The 14,795-nt window shown below is 31.0% G+C and carries 16 protein-coding genes; 15 read left to right on the top strand and 1 reads right to left on the bottom strand.

The genetic code is table 11. From position 1 onward, the window contains the following. Positions 1-349 precede the first annotated feature (349 nt). The 7 genes from AC5EAH_RS03380 to coaD all read left to right on the top strand — a co-directional run bounded on the left by AC5EAH_RS03380 (position 350) and on the right by coaD (position 6,337). Entirely contained in the window at positions 350-1,144 is a 795-nt protein-coding gene (locus tag AC5EAH_RS03380) for an MIP/aquaporin family protein (protein ID WP_493493346.1), read from the top strand. 25 nt (positions 1,145-1,169) lie between these two features. Then, positions 1,170-2,669 (top strand): glycerol kinase GlpK, encoded by a 1,500-nt coding sequence (gene glpK, locus AC5EAH_RS03375; protein ID WP_493493345.1) that lies wholly within the window; start codon positions 1,170-1,172, stop codon positions 2,667-2,669. Between the two features lie 116 nt (positions 2,670-2,785). Continuing rightward, a complete protein-coding gene (locus AC5EAH_RS03370; RefSeq protein ID WP_493493344.1) occupies positions 2,786-4,447 on the top strand; it encodes a glycerol-3-phosphate dehydrogenase/oxidase in 1,662 nt (553 codons plus the stop codon). A 127-nt stretch (positions 4,448-4,574) separates the two neighbouring features. Continuing rightward, positions 4,575-5,000 (top strand): YlbF/YmcA family competence regulator, encoded by a 426-nt coding sequence (locus AC5EAH_RS03365; protein WP_493493343.1) that lies wholly within the window; start codon positions 4,575-4,577, stop codon positions 4,998-5,000. Next, on the top strand, positions 4,994-5,269 hold the full coding sequence (locus tag AC5EAH_RS03360; protein ID WP_493493342.1) for a DUF2129 domain-containing protein: 276 nt from the start codon (positions 4,994-4,996) through the stop codon (positions 5,267-5,269). Before AC5EAH_RS03365 ends, AC5EAH_RS03360 begins: the two co-directional genes overlap by 7 nt. Positions 5,270-5,288: 19 nt before the next feature. Then, entirely contained in the window at positions 5,289-5,852 is a 564-nt protein-coding gene (rsmD, locus tag AC5EAH_RS03355) for a 16S rRNA (guanine(966)-N(2))-methyltransferase RsmD (protein ID WP_493493341.1), read from the top strand. Next, positions 5,849-6,337, top strand: a complete 489-nt coding sequence (gene coaD / locus AC5EAH_RS03350) for a pantetheine-phosphate adenylyltransferase (protein WP_493493340.1) — start codon at positions 5,849-5,851, stop codon at positions 6,335-6,337. Before rsmD ends, coaD begins: the two co-directional genes overlap by 4 nt. Positions 6,338-6,349: 12 nt before the next feature. Here coaD and AC5EAH_RS03345 read toward each other — a convergent pair whose 3' ends face one another. Continuing rightward, positions 6,350-7,489 carry a nucleotidyltransferase gene (locus AC5EAH_RS03345; RefSeq protein WP_493493339.1) on the bottom strand — a complete coding sequence of 380 codons (1,140 nt, stop codon included), beginning with the start codon at positions 7,487-7,489 and terminating at the stop codon, positions 6,350-6,352. Positions 7,490-7,657: 168 nt separating this feature from the next. On the opposite strand from AC5EAH_RS03345, the gene AC5EAH_RS03340 reads away from it, so the two are divergent. The 8 genes from AC5EAH_RS03340 to mraY all read left to right on the top strand — a co-directional run bounded on the left by AC5EAH_RS03340 (position 7,658) and on the right by mraY (position 14,789). Beyond that, positions 7,658-8,185 carry a YceD family protein gene (locus AC5EAH_RS03340; protein ID WP_493493338.1) on the top strand — a complete coding sequence of 176 codons (528 nt, stop codon included), beginning with the start codon at positions 7,658-7,660 and terminating at the stop codon, positions 8,183-8,185. 57 nt (positions 8,186-8,242) lie between these two features. Then, a complete protein-coding gene (rpmF, locus tag AC5EAH_RS03335; RefSeq protein ID WP_493493337.1) occupies positions 8,243-8,422 on the top strand; it encodes a 50S ribosomal protein L32 in 180 nt (59 codons plus the stop codon). A gap of 249 nt (positions 8,423-8,671) precedes the next feature. After that, positions 8,672-9,604, top strand: a complete 933-nt coding sequence (locus tag AC5EAH_RS03330; protein ID WP_493493336.1) for an IS30 family transposase — start codon at positions 8,672-8,674, stop codon at positions 9,602-9,604. Positions 9,605-9,726: 122 nt separating this feature from the next. Then, a complete protein-coding gene (gene mraZ, locus AC5EAH_RS03325; RefSeq protein WP_493493335.1) occupies positions 9,727-10,155 on the top strand; it encodes a division/cell wall cluster transcriptional repressor MraZ in 429 nt (142 codons plus the stop codon). Between the two features lie 28 nt (positions 10,156-10,183). After that, entirely contained in the window at positions 10,184-11,140 is a 957-nt protein-coding gene (rsmH, locus tag AC5EAH_RS03320) for a 16S rRNA (cytosine(1402)-N(4))-methyltransferase RsmH (RefSeq protein WP_493493334.1), read from the top strand. Beyond that, the gene (ftsL, locus tag AC5EAH_RS03315; RefSeq protein ID WP_493493333.1) at positions 11,127-11,465 is read left to right on the top strand and encodes a cell division protein FtsL; all 339 of its coding nucleotides are present in this window, start codon (positions 11,127-11,129) and stop codon (positions 11,463-11,465) included. Before rsmH ends, ftsL begins: the two co-directional genes overlap by 14 nt. 3 nt (positions 11,466-11,468) lie before the next feature. Next, positions 11,469-13,745: a penicillin-binding transpeptidase domain-containing protein gene (locus AC5EAH_RS03310; RefSeq protein ID WP_493493332.1), complete on the top strand. Its 2,277-nt coding sequence runs from the start codon at positions 11,469-11,471 to the stop codon at positions 13,743-13,745. Between the two features lie 69 nt (positions 13,746-13,814). Next, complete coding sequence (gene mraY, locus AC5EAH_RS03305) at positions 13,815-14,789, top strand: phospho-N-acetylmuramoyl-pentapeptide-transferase (protein WP_493493331.1); 975 nt, start codon at positions 13,815-13,817, stop codon at positions 14,787-14,789. The last annotated feature ends 6 nt before the right edge of the window (positions 14,790-14,795 follow it).

Raw genomic sequence — 14,795 nt, 5'->3', positions numbered from 1 at the left:
TTTTAGTGTCCACCATAAGGGGAGCATATCACGATTATTTTTATTTATAGGCTAGTTTTTCCCAGATTCTTAAATTATAGAACCAAAGTAATAAGTCTTAAGAATAACTGATCAATCGGTTGTTCCTGAGTCTTGTTTTCCTATTTAGTTTTGCAATTGTGAATAAATTTAAAACGAAAAATGAATTTTTTGTGAAAAATATATTGACTGAAAACGCTTGCTATGATATATTTTGTATAAGTTAATAAAAGCGGAGAGATGAGAGCATAGAAAAATAGTCTGAGATACTGTTAGGACTAGATTTACTATGCTCTTTTTATCGCTTATAACAAAATAGGAGGGATATTAAATGGAAGCATTTATAGGAGAGTTATTTGGTACAGCAATTTTAATTGTTTTTGGAGCAGGGGTTTGTGCAAATACCAGTCTTAATAAATCTTATGCTAAGGATTCTGGATGGATTGTTGTCGCATTAGGTTGGGGATTGGCAGTGACATTAGCCATCTATGCAGTAGGTAATATTAGTGGTGCTCATTTGAATCCAGCAGTAACGTTAGCACTTGCATTAGCAGGTACATTTAAATGGAATTTAGTTGTGCCATATATTATTGCTCAATTGTTAGGTGCAATGATAGGTTCGGCAATTATTTATTTACAATTTTTACCACATTGGAAAGCAACTCAAGATGCGGGGATAAAGTTGGGTGTATTTGCAACTGGTCCAGCAATCAAACATACTTTTAGTAATGTGATGAGTGAAGTTTTAGGTACACTTGTACTAGTATTAGGATTACTATATATTGGAACAAATAATTTTGTAGATGGCTTAAATCCATTAGTAGTAGGTGCTTTAATTGTTGCAATTGGTTTAAGTTTAGGTGGTACAACAGGTTATGCCATTAACCCAGCACGTGACTTTGGTCCACGTCTTGCACATGCTATTTTACCGATTGCTGGAAAAGGTTCAAGTGATTGGTCATATGCATGGATTCCAGTAGTAGGTCCATTAGTAGGAGGTGCTTTAGCAGTTGTCATTTATTCACCGATATATAAATGTGAATTTTCACCTTATACATTACCAATTATTGTGGTTACAATTTTATTATTAGTAGTAAGTTTTATTATGACAAAAAAAGAAGCATAATTTTATTATTGGAGGAAGTATTATCATGGAAAAATATATTTTAACTTTAGATCAAGGTACAACAAGTTCAAGAGCGATGTTAGTTGATAAAAAAGGAAATGTTGCCGGTGTAGCACAACAAGAATTCAAACAGTATTTTCCACAACCAGGTTGGGTCGAACATGATGCGAATGAAATTTGGGGATCTGTTTTAGCATGTATTGCACGTGTATTAGGTGAAAACAGTGTAGAACCTCAACAAATTGAAGCAATTGGTATTACTAATCAACGTGAAACAACAGTAATTTGGGATAAAGAAACAGGTCGTCCTATTTATCACGCATTAGTTTGGCAATCACGTCAAACAGAAGAAATTACAAAAGATTTAAGAGAAAAAGGTTTAGAACCATTATTTAGAAGTAAAACAGGATTAATTTTAGATCCGTATTTCTCGGGTTCTAAAATTAAATGGTTATTAGATAATGTAGAAGGTGCACGTGAAAAAGCTGAAAATGGTCAATTATTATTCGGTACAATTGATACTTGGTTAGTATGGAAATTATCTGGTGGTGAAGCGCATGTAACAGATTATTCAAATGCTTCACGTACATTGATTTATAATATTCACGATTTACAATGGGATGATGAATTATGTGATATTTTAACAGTTCCAAAACAAATTTTACCTGAAGTTAAACCTTCTAGTGAAGTATATGCAAATACAGCAGGTTATCATTTCTTTGGTTTGAATGTGCCGATTTCAGGTATTGCTGGAGATCAACAGGCAGCATTATTTGGTCAAAATTGTTTTGAATCAGGGATGGTTAAAAACACTTATGGTACAGGATGTTTTATGTTAATGAATACAGGGGAAAAAGCAGTCGCTTCTGAACATGGTTTATTAACAACTATTGCATGGGGATTAGATGGTAAAGTTACTTATGCTTTAGAAGGTTCTATCTTTGTAGCAGGTTCATCTATTCAATGGTTACGTGATAGCATGCGTATGGTTAAAGATGCCTCACACACTGAAGAATATGCAAATCGTATTGAATCAACAGAAGGTGTTTATGTTGTACCAGCATTTACAGGGTTAGGTACACCTTATTGGGATTCAGAAGCTCGTGGTGCAGTGTTTGGTTTAACACGTGGTTCAGGAAAAGAACATTTTATTCGTGCAACATTAGAATCATTGGGCTATCAAACACGTGATGTATTAAAAGTGATGGAACAAGAATCAGGTATTACTTTAAAAACTTTACGTGTAGATGGTGGTGCAGTTAAGAATAATTTCTTAATGCAATTCCAATCAGACATTTTAAATGTACCTGTAGAACGTCCAGTGAATAATGAATCAACAGCATTAGGTGCTGCTTACTTGGCAGGTCTAGCAGTAGGGTTCTGGGAGAATTTAGATCAAGTGTCATTAAACTGGGCACAAGATAAAATTTTCGAACCAACAATGGCAGAAGAACAAAGAGAAAAATTATACAAAGGTTGGCAAAAAGCAGTTCAAGCAACACAGTTGTTTAAATTAGATAATTAGTGTATAATTAAAAACAAGTTAATAAAATATGATTATTTGAGAAAACATCATGATGTCGCTTAATAGTAAATTTAGGCGTGTCGTGGTGTTTTTATTATTTAGAATGGAGTGTTTTTATGGAATTTTCAACAAAACAACGTTCACAATATCGTGAGCAATTAGCTTCTCAAGAATTTGATTTATTGATTATAGGTGGTGGAATTACTGGTTGTGGTATTGCTTTTGATGCAGCACAACGTGGTATGAAAGTTGCTTTAATTGAAAAAAATGATTTTGCTTCAGGTACATCAAGTAAATCAACGAAATTAGTACACGGAGGTTTACGTTACTTAAAACAAGCACAAATTGGAGTAGTAATGGAAACTGGACGTGAACGAGCAATTGTTTATGAAAATGGACCACATGTAACAACGCCTGAGTGGATGTTATTACCTTTCCATAAAGGTGGTACATTTGGTAAATATTCAACCTCAATTGGTTTATCAGTATATGATAGATTAGCTGGTGTTAAAAAATCTGAACGTCGTACAATGTTAACTGCACAAGAAACTTTAGACAAAGCCCCATTAGTGAAAGCTGAAGATTTAAAAGGTGGCGGTTATTATGTAGAATATCGTACAGATGATGCACGTTTAGTTATTGAAGTGTTGAAAAAAGCGCGTGAATTCGGTGCAGTAGCGATTAACTATACAGTAGGTACAGAGTTTTTATACAACGATAAAAAAGAAGTTGCGGGTATGAAAATTCAAGATGAATTAACACAAGAAACTTATGAAATTTCAGCAAAACAAGTGGTTAATGCTACTGGACCATGGGTAGATGATGTACGTTTTAAAGACTATGTTAAAAATAATAAAAATTTACGTTTAACTAAAGGTATACATTTAGTATTTGATAATGCACGTTTTCCGCTAAATCAATCTGTTTATTTTGATACTGAGAGTGATGGACGTATGGTTTTTGCGGTGCCACGAGATGGTAAAACATATGTTGGGACTACAGATACTTTTTATGAAGAGCGTCCAATTAACCCGAAACCAACATCGTCAGATCGTCAATATGTAATTGATGCGATTAATTACATGTTCCCGTCATTAAATTTAACTGTAGATGACATTGAATCACAATGGGCAGGTGTTAGACCTTTAATTTGGGAAGAAGGTAAGGATCCATCAGAAATTTCTCGTAAAGATGAAATTTGGATGGGAGAATCGAAACTGATGACCATTGCAGGTGGTAAATTAACAGGTTACAGACATATGGCACAAGATGTTGTAGATAAAGTAGCTGAAGAGTTATCATCAAGATACAATCAAACATTTAAAGCGTGTGATACGAAAACAACACCTATATCAGGTGGTGATTTTGGTGGTTCAACAAGACAAGAACAATTTATTTCTGACAATATTGAGATAGGGGTAAATGCAGGTTTATCTGAAGAAGAATCAAGATTTGTTGCTAGATATTATGGTACAAATTGCAAAAAGATTTATGATATTGCTTCGACATCAAAAGATAATGCACAAGCTGTGAATTTATCACTATTATTATACAGTCGTTTAATGTATGCGTTAAACGAAGAAATGGTTGTTTCGCCAACAGATTTCTTTATTCGTCGTACAGGATTATTGTTCTTTAATATTAAAGAAGTATTAGAAAATAAAGAAGCTGTTATGAATGTTATGAATGATTACTTAAATTGGTCATCAATGCAAAAAGAACATTATATGAAAGAATTAGACGAACAAATTTATCAAGCAACACATGCCAATGACTAATGATTAATATAGTTACGCAATTAATAGACATACTGAATGTCCGATTAATTGCGTAATTTTTTGTAGAATAAATATAAATATCAGTGGTATAATAAAATTATCTAATCTAAGAAAGTAGGTTTTATCAGTGGAGCTATATTATGAACAACTAGATAAATTATTAACAGCTATCTATCATTCTGAAATTTATATAAATTATATAGAATGTGCAAAGGTACTAAAACATGATCAAATAGCAACGGATAAAATAAATGAATTTACAGCATTACGTGAAAAATTTACAGATATACAACAATATGGTTATCATCATCCTGATTACAAAGAAACTTCTAAGGCATTAAGAAAATTAAAAAAAGAAGTGGATTGTTTATCAGCAGTGGCACAATATAAAAAAGCTGAAGTACAATTACAGGTGTTATTAGATCAAATTGTTGAAAAATTAGCAGAATCAGTGAGTGTTAATATTAAAGTTGACGCAGGTAGTCCTTTTTTTATTGCGAAAAAGAATAAAAAAGGATGTGGTTGTAAAAGTTCTGGAGGACAAACATGTTAAGTGAAGTGAAACAACGTTGTGGTATTTATGTTTACTTGAAAAATATGAGGCAAGAAAAACAAATAAAAAAAATAGGTACAATTCAATATATTTCACGAAAACAAAAATATGTATATATTTATGTAGATCAATCTGAATTAAATGCAACTATAATGATGTTGAATGAATTTTCTTTTGTTAAAGAAATTAAAGTCTCTCATATTAATGAAATGCCACATCATTATGAAAAACTAGAAGAAATAGAGAAAGATGATAACTTATTTACATAAATAATTTATGAGGTGAAAAATGAGAGTTATAGCAGGAAGATATAGAGGGATTCCTTTAAAAACAATAAATTCAAATAATACGCGTCCGACAACAGATAAAATTAAAGAAACTGTGTTTAATATGTTAACAGGCTATATTGAAGGTGATGTATTAGATTTATTTGCGGGTAGTGGTAGTTTGGGTATTGAAGCATTAAGTCGTGGTGCTAAACATTGTATTTTTGTCGAACAACATCCGAAGGTTGTCAAAATTATACAAGAAAACATAGATAAATGTCGAATTGATCACAATGACTATCAACTAGTTAAAGCTAATGCCAATAATAGTTTAGATACTTTTATTGCTAATGATAAGAAATTTGATATGATTTTTTTAGACCCACCTTATAATACTAAACTATTGCAGCAAAGCTTACAAAAAATTAGTGACCATGACTTATTATTACCGAACGGTTTAATTATTTGTGAAATGGATAAAAATGAAAATTATGATTATCATTTGTTTGGTTATAAAGTATTTAAATCACGTTTATGTGGGATAACTAAAATAGAAATATTAATAACAGATGAGGATGATCTATGAAAAAAATAGCTGTCGTACCAGGAAGTTTTGATCCAGTAACTAATGGACATGTTGATATTATTAGACGAAGCTCTCAATATTTTGATGATATACTTGTTGCAGTATTAATTAATACGGATAAACAACCATTATTTACTATAGAAGAGCGTGTAGCTATGCTAGAAGAAGTGACTAAAGATTTTCCTAATGTAAAGGTGGATGCTTTTTCTGGTTTATTAGTAGATTATGCTGTACAAAAGAATGCGCAAGTTTTAGTTCGTGGTCTAAGAGCAGTATCAGATTTTGAATATGAATTACAATTAACTTCTATGAATAAACATTTGAATAAAGAGATTGAAACTTTTTATATGATGACCAATCAACAATATTCATTTATTAGTTCTAGTATTGTTAAAGGTGTGGCTAAAGTCGGTGGAGATATAGATAATCTTGTGCCAGAAATTGTGGCAGCATCTTTAAAAGAAAAATTCAAACAAAAACGATGATTAATCATTACTTTAATCATCGTTTTTGTTTATAAAAGGTTGTTTGGTAAAGTCGTTTAAACCTGTTGATTGTGGTGAATCATATACTTGAGTAACACGAATATCATGTGTAAAGAAATGACTGTTTTTTTGATTAATATTGGTATGAAAATTCATCTCAGTAGTGTTATTTTTTAAAGTTTTTAAATAGCTTCTACCTATATGATTTAATGCTAAAATATGATAGTGATTAGTGTTATAATTATTTATGAATTGTTGCTGTGTATTAGTTAAAATATGACAGCAGCAGCGCTGAATACGTGCTGAACTATATCGTTTTGTTTTAACGAGTGAGATAAAATGTGCTAAGTTAGTTGCTTGTTGCCAATATTTTAATAATCTGTATTCTAAACCTTCACGTATGTCATAAATTTGACGTAGTTCTTCTGCAGTAGCTCGTGCTAATATTGTTTTTAAAGCCGGCCAGTACATTTCAAGAAAAGAATGTAGCTGATTGACTAAAATATCATAGCCCTCTTTAGGTACATATTGTTCAATTGGTTGTTTATTATATAATAAATGTCTAAGGGCAGTTGCACTAGCAATCGTATCGTGCTGTGGCACTATGTCGTGATATTGACTAGCTAAACGCTGAATGGCAATTGGTTCGATTTTATGATTAATGGCATTAATTGCTTTAAGGTAAGATAATGCTAAAATATTGTTAGGTGATAAAATTAATTGAGGTATTACTTTTTTAGTAGCTTGTGCATAATTATCACCTTGTTGCATATAACTATAAATTTGTTGTTCGGATTGTTGAATTAATTGTGCTTGTGAAAGAAGTGTGTGCAAATTATTATTTTCACAGCCAAAAGCTAAGTGACTAATATGGCAATTGTTTAAAATGGTTATTGCCGCTGTTGCAAAAATATCTGAAGGTTGGACACTTGCTGTATAAGGCAATTCAATTACAATATCTACACCATTTAAACAAGCGATTTTAGCTCGTGACCATTTATCAATAATTGCTGGTTCACCACGTTGTAAAAAATGGCCACTCATGACACATATAATAATATCAGCGTGATGTTGTTTTTTTATTTGTTCGATAAGATAAGCATGACCATTATGAAATGGATTAAATTCTGCAATAAGACCTACAACCTTCAATGTGTCTCTTCCTTCCTTTGTTTTTGTTATCATTATACTTGTTAGATAATAAATAGTATAGTAAAATAATGTAAGTATTGAAAAAGCTAGCCTGTTAAGAAAAAAAACTTGACATGTTTAAATAGACAATATAAAATATTACATGTGCTTAAAGAGGTGATTTCATATATGAAATGGTCATTACAACAACTATATAAGTATTTAAATAAGCCACTTCCATTTGTTGAGGAAATTGATTTGTCTTATTTAATCAACATTGATCCAGAAATTATTAGAATAGAAAATTCAAAAATTAAAGGTGAACTATTGTATGATACACATCAAACAACAGTAACGTTTAATTTAACAGGTAGTTATGTATTACCTTGTTCTCGTACTTTAGAAGAAGTAATCGTACCTTTTTCTATTAATAGTGTCGAAATATTTGTAGATAATATTGAAGACGTTGATAATGAAACATTACACTGCTATAAGGGTCATACTATTGATTTAACACCAATAATTGAGGAATTGGTATTAATTAATAAACCTACACAAGTTTATGCAGATGATGTAGATTTAACAAAATTTCCTAAAGGTCAAGATTGGATGCTTATATCAGAAGATGATTTTGAAGAAAATGCAAATGATAGTAAACAACATGCGCAATTTGATAAATTAAAATCATTATTTCCATCTCATTCATCTGAATCATAGAGAGTACAGAGCTCTGTTATGTAAATTATCTTAATGATTTAAAGGAGGAATTTAGCAATGGCAGTTCCATTTAGAAGAACTTCGAAAACGGCTAAGCGTAAACGCCGTACTCATCAAAAATTAGAAGTACCTGGAATTTCAGTTGAAGCAGCGTCTGGTGAATATAAAATGAGCCACCGTATTAACAAAAAAACTGGTATGTATAAAGGCCGCGTTGTAATTGAGCCTAAAAACTAAAAAAACATATTCCGGAAAATAATGTTTAAGCATTAGTCTATGACTAATGCTTTTTTTATGTTGAAATGGTCGAGTTATATTAGTAAGCGTTTTAATAATGAACATGAGGTATTTTTTACATATTTGTTATTAAGATGCTTTTTTATTATGATAGGTTGTAAAATTAAATGCGACACTAAATAAAATAGAAATCTCATATTAACTTCGTGTAAACTGTTAATAACGACAAAAACAATCACGGAGATTAATATGAGATATCATCATCTTACACTAAATGATAGAAATAAGATAGAGGTTTTAAACAAAGAAGGTTATTCTTCTAGAAGAATAGCGAAAATTTTAGGATGTCATCATTCTACAATTGCTAGAGAGTTGAAAAGATGTCAAAGCATCTACTATGCAAATGATGCACAAAAAAACAAAGAAACTAAGGCATCAGTTAAGGGGAGAAAAAGCAAAGTAACTGAACAAATAAAGCGAGCTATAATAGAAAAATTAAATTCAAAATGGTCACCAGAACAAATAATTGGACGTCTGTTTAAAGATAAACTTTGTTTTAAAACAATATATAATTGGCTTTATTCAGGTATTTTAAATTTTGATATTAGAAAACTTAGAAGAAAAGGTAAATCTAAAAAAGCAAAAGAAACAAGAGGCAAATTTAATATAGGTAATTCAATAAGAAATAGACCAAAAGAAATTAAGAAAAGAATAAATTTTGGTCATTGGGAAGTAGATACAGTTGTTTCTTCAAGAGGAAAAAGCAAAGGATGTTTTGCCACTTTTGTAGAAATGAAAACAAGATTTTATATGGTCATACCGATGAAAGATAGAACAAAAGATTCCATGTTTAAAGCTGTACAACAGCTAATTAGATCTCTACCAAAAGAAGCGATAAAAAGTTTTACTTCAGATAGAGGAAAAGAATTTGCTTGTTACAAAGACATAGAAAATTATGGCATAGATTTTTATTTTGCAGATCCTTATTCGGCTTGGCAAAGAGGGAGTAATGAAAATTCAAATGGATTATTGAGAGAATACTATCCTAAAAAAACAGACTTAGCCAAAATAGCAGTTAAAGAATTAATTGAAAATCTAAAAGAGCTTAATAGTCGACCGAGAAAATGTCTTGACTATCAAACTCCTTTTGAAATCTTTATGCACGAACTTAATATGTTATGAGTGTCGCAATATTATTTGCAATTCATCTTATATTAAAGTCAATAAAATTTAACTTTTTTTCATATTATTGTGGTATAAAGTGGGTAAATGTGGTAAATTAGAGTATAGAAGGGGGAGAGTGTATGTTAATCGGTGAATATCGTAATAAACTAGACGCAAAAGGTCGTATTAGTGTCCCTGTTAAGTTTAGAGATGATTTAACATCACGTTTTATTTTAACTCGTGGCTTAGATAACTGTTTATTCGGTTATACTTTGGACGAATGGCAAAAACTAGAAGAAAAAATAAAATCTCTCCCATTTACCAAAAAAGATGCTCGTGCTTTTCAACGTTTCTTTTTTGCAGGTGCAATAGAAGTTGAAGTAGACAAACAAGGGCGTATTAATATTCCAAAACATTTATGTCAACATGCTAATCTTGAGAAAAATTGCGTTATTATAGGAACATCCAATCGTATTGAAGTATGGGATGAAGTTGTTTGGGACAACACTTATGAAAATGCGGCTAATAATTTCGAACAGATTGCAGAAGACTTAGATTTTGATTTTTAAAATAATTAAAGAAAGAATGTGTATTAACATGTTTAACCATAAAACAGTATTATTGCATGAAACTGTAGATAATCTATCAGTTAAAGAAGATGGTATTTATATTGATTGCACTTTAGGTGGCGCTGGACACAGTGAATATTTAGTAAAACAATTGTCGACAGGTCATTTATATTGCTTTGATCAAGATCAAATGGCACTAGATAATGCGAAAAATAAATTAACAAAATATTTAGATAAAGTTACGTTTATAAAAGCCAATTTTAGAGATATTGCACACGAGATGGCGAAATGTAACATAGATAAAGTAGATGGTATTATTTATGATTTAGGTGTATCATCACCTCAATTAGATATTCCAGAACGTGGTTTTAGTTATCAACATGATGCAATATTAGATATGCGTATGGATCAAACAAATTCATTAACAGCATTAAATGTCGTTAATGAATGGCCATATGAAGATCTAGTTAGAATTTTTTATCGCTATGGTGAAGAAAAATTTTCTAAACAAATTGCAAGAGCAATTGAAAAAACACGTCAAAATCATACTATTACAACAACATTTGAATTAGTAGATATTATAAAATCAGCTATTCCTGCCGCGGCTAGACGAAAAGGTGGACATCCTGCAAAACGTATATTTCAAGCTATTCGTATTGCAGTGAATGATGAATTAGGTGCTTTTGAAGAATCGCTAGAACAAGCCATTGATTTGATTAAAGTAGGCGGGAGAATTTCAGTTATTACATTTCATTCATTAGAAGATAGATTATGTAAGCAAATATTTAATAGTTATGAAAAACAACCTGATGTACCACGAGGCTTACCAATTATTCCTACAGAATATCAACCAGTATTGAAAAAAATCACAAGAAAGCCAATTGAAGCCTCTCATCAAGAATTAGCTGATAATAACAGGGCGAGAAGTGCAAAATTGCGAGTAACAGGAAAAATAAGGGAGATGACGATTAATGACAACAACTAAAGTAGTTAGACGCGCATATAACCATCATTTAGTTGCATCAAACAAAACAAAAATAGGTGTAAAATATAGTAAAGATTTTATGTTTTGTGTTATAATCTTCGTAATAAGTTGTTCGTTAGCGGTATCAACATTAGTTTTTAGATCAACAACTTATTCAGTACATCAAACACTAACAAAACAATCTATTGAAATTCAACAATTACAAAAAGATAATAATGAATTATCTATTCAAATCAGTGAGTTGTCATCTTATGACCGTATAGCTGATAAAGCAAATGAACTAGGATTGAAATTACAGCAGGATAATATAAAGGTTGTGAAATAAAATATGAAAAAAATGTGGCAGAGGTTTGTCACTTTACTTAATAATACTATTCGCAATAAAGCAAATAATAAAAATATAGAGGAAAAGCGATATATCAACTTAAAAACTATTAAGGTCGTCATCTACGGATATATCGCATTTTTCTATATCTTCTTATTTACGTTTATTTTATTGCCGATGATATTAACACATCACACTATATTTGGTGTTGATTTATCTAAAGTGGCAGCCGATAAATATACAAGGCAAATAGATTTATTACCAGAACGAGGCATTATTTATGATAGAAATGGTAATGTACTTGCCGGTAATAGAGAAGTTTATAAATTGGTAGCTGTACTAGGTAATGTTAAAGGTGAAACAGAAGAAGCACCACAACATGTAGTAGATAAAAATCATACAGCAGATATTTTATCTCAACATATTAAAATGTCTAAAGAAGAAATTTTAAAAATTTTAGATGAAGCTACAGCAGATACCTATCAAGTAGAATTTGGTGCAGCAGGTAAAAATCTACCGGCGACTGTTAAAAATGAAATTGAGTTAGCAAAATTACCGGGTATTCAATTTGAAGAAAGTACGGCTAGATATTATCCGAATGGTTATTTGGGCGGCACATTTTTAGGGTATGCACAAACGATTTCTAAAGATGAAGGGGGAGATAATTTACCACATGGTCAATTTGGTTTAGAAAAAACATTCGATAGTTATTTATCCGGCACTGCGGGATGGAAAGTTTATGCAATGGATGCTTGGGGCCAACAAGTTTCTAATTTACCTGACAAAGAATTAAAACAACAAGATGGTAATGATATTCATTTGACGATAGATAAAAATATTCAGTTGTTTGCAGAAAATGCTTTAGATAAAGTTTATAAAAAATATGTGCCTAAAGATGCATTTATTATTGTCGCCAATGCTAAAACAGGTGAAATTTTAGCAATGAGTCAAAGACCGGCATTTAACCCAAATACTGGAGAAGGTATTGAAACAGCTTGGATTAATTCTATTTTTCAAAAAGTTTATGAACCAGGGTCAACAATTAAGACATTTTCTTTAGCAACATTTATTGAAAATAATATTTTCGATAAAAATGCAACATATATGTCAGGTTCTTATGAAGTAGACGGTATTAAAATTAGCGACTGGAATAAAGTTGGTTGGGGAAAAATCACAGAGGATCAAGGGTTTCAACAATCATCAAACACTTTAATGATGACATTACTGTCACAATTCGGTGAAGATAATTTAAAACCTTGGTATGAAAAATTTGGTTTTGGTAAAAAAACAGGTATTTTGTACAATAGTGAAGCTAAAGGAACATTATTATTTGATGAAAAATTAAGTAAATATACTTCTGTTTTCGGACAAGGAACAACGGTGACCCCTATTCAAATGATACAAGCAGAAACAACAATGACTAATCGTGGTGAAATGTTAAAACCTTATTTTGTGACGAAAATGATAGATAAAGTCAATAATAAAACAATTGAATTAGGTAAAAAAACAAGTTTAGGCCAAGTGATTAGTCCGGAAACTGCTGATGCTATGCAAGAACGTTTACTAAGCGTGTTATACGGTGATGATGGAACAGCTGAAAATTATCAAGTGCCAGGGTATAAAATTGCGGGTAAAACAGGGACTGCTAACGTAGTTGATCCAGAAACGAGTACTTATTATCAAGGTGCTGGACAAACGATGCAATCATTTATCGGTTATTCGCCGCAAGAAGATCCACAAATTATTGTTTATGGTGCTATATCTATACCAACAAAAAATTTAGGTGAGTTTCAAAATAATCAAGCTTCTGAATTAGTCAATGATGTGACATTGCAAACATTAACTTATTTGAATGTGTCATCAGAAGATAGCAAAGTATTACAGTCGTTTGAAATACCTGAATTTACAGGACAAACAGTAGAAGAAGCCATTAATACATTGCAAACAATACCAGTACGTTATGAAATATTAGGTGAAGGTAATGAAATTATCGATCAATTGCCTATTGTAGGAAGTAATGTAACGGGGATACCACTTGTGATATTAAGAACAGAAGGTGCTAATTTAATGCCAAATATGTCAGGATGGTCAAGACGTGAAGTAGAAGAATTTGCACATCAATTTGGTATTTCAGTAGAAGCTACAGGTAATGGTTATGTTGCTGAACAATCAATACCACAAGGAACAATCATTGATGAAACAGTCGAAACAATGGCTATCACATTTAATGAAAAATCATCTATTGTGGCTAAACAATTAAAAACTCAAGGTAATGATTAAAAACAGATGCTAGGATTATTAAGTAATTCTAGCATCTGAAATGAATGAGAGAAAAGAGAGGATTAGAATATGAATATTGGTGTATATCCAGTTATTTCATTTTTTATAACAGTAATTATTTTACCTATATTAATTCCATATTTACATCGTGTGAAATTTGGACAAATTCAAAGAGAAGAAGGATTAGAAAGTCATAAAGTTAAAACTGGTACACCAACGATAGGTGGTATAAGCTTTTTAATTGCAACTATTATTACTTTATTATTAATGGCTATTTTTGATAACAGTGCACAAACAAATTTTTATTTTTTATGTATTTTTGTAACATTTTGTTTTGGCCTAATTGGTTTCATGGATGATTTTTTAATTGTTGTTAAAAAAAATAATGAAGGATTGACACCTAAACAAAAATTATCACTACAATTAGCTGTTGCGTTATTGTTTATTATTTTATATAGTTTAATGACACAATTTACATTTGCTACAGCTGCCTTAGTGATTCCTTTTACGACATTACAAATACCGTTAAGTTATGCTTATATTATTTTTGTTATGTTTTGGTTAGTTGGTTTTTCAAATGCCGTTAATTTAACAGATGGATTAGATGGTTTAGCAACAGGATTAGCCATTTTTTCATTTAGTGCATTTGCATTTATTGCTTATCAACAGCAACAAGTAGAATTAATGAGCTTTTGTTTAGTATTAGTAGGTAGCTTAGTAGGTTTTTTAATCTTTAATAAATATCCCGCTAAAATTTTTATGGGAGATACAGGTTCTCTAGCTTTGGGGGGTATATTAGCAACTGTTTCTATTATGTTACATCAAGAACTATTATTGTTATTAACAGGGATTGTTTTTGTAGCTGAAACAGCTTCTGTTATGATTCAAGTAAGTTATTTTAAAAAGACTGGTGGTAAACGTATTTTTAGAATGACACCATTACATCATCATTATGAAAAAGGTGGATGGAAAGAGACGAAAGTTGTCGCTGTTTTTTGGATAGTTGGGTTACTAGCAGCAATATTATCGACATTTGCAGTATAAACTAAT

The sequence above is a fragment of the Staphylococcus sp. B1(2026) genome (assembly GCF_058895785.1).
The sequence above is the reverse complement of the archived record's forward strand: the minus strand, read 5'-3'. Positions and strand labels throughout refer to the sequence as shown.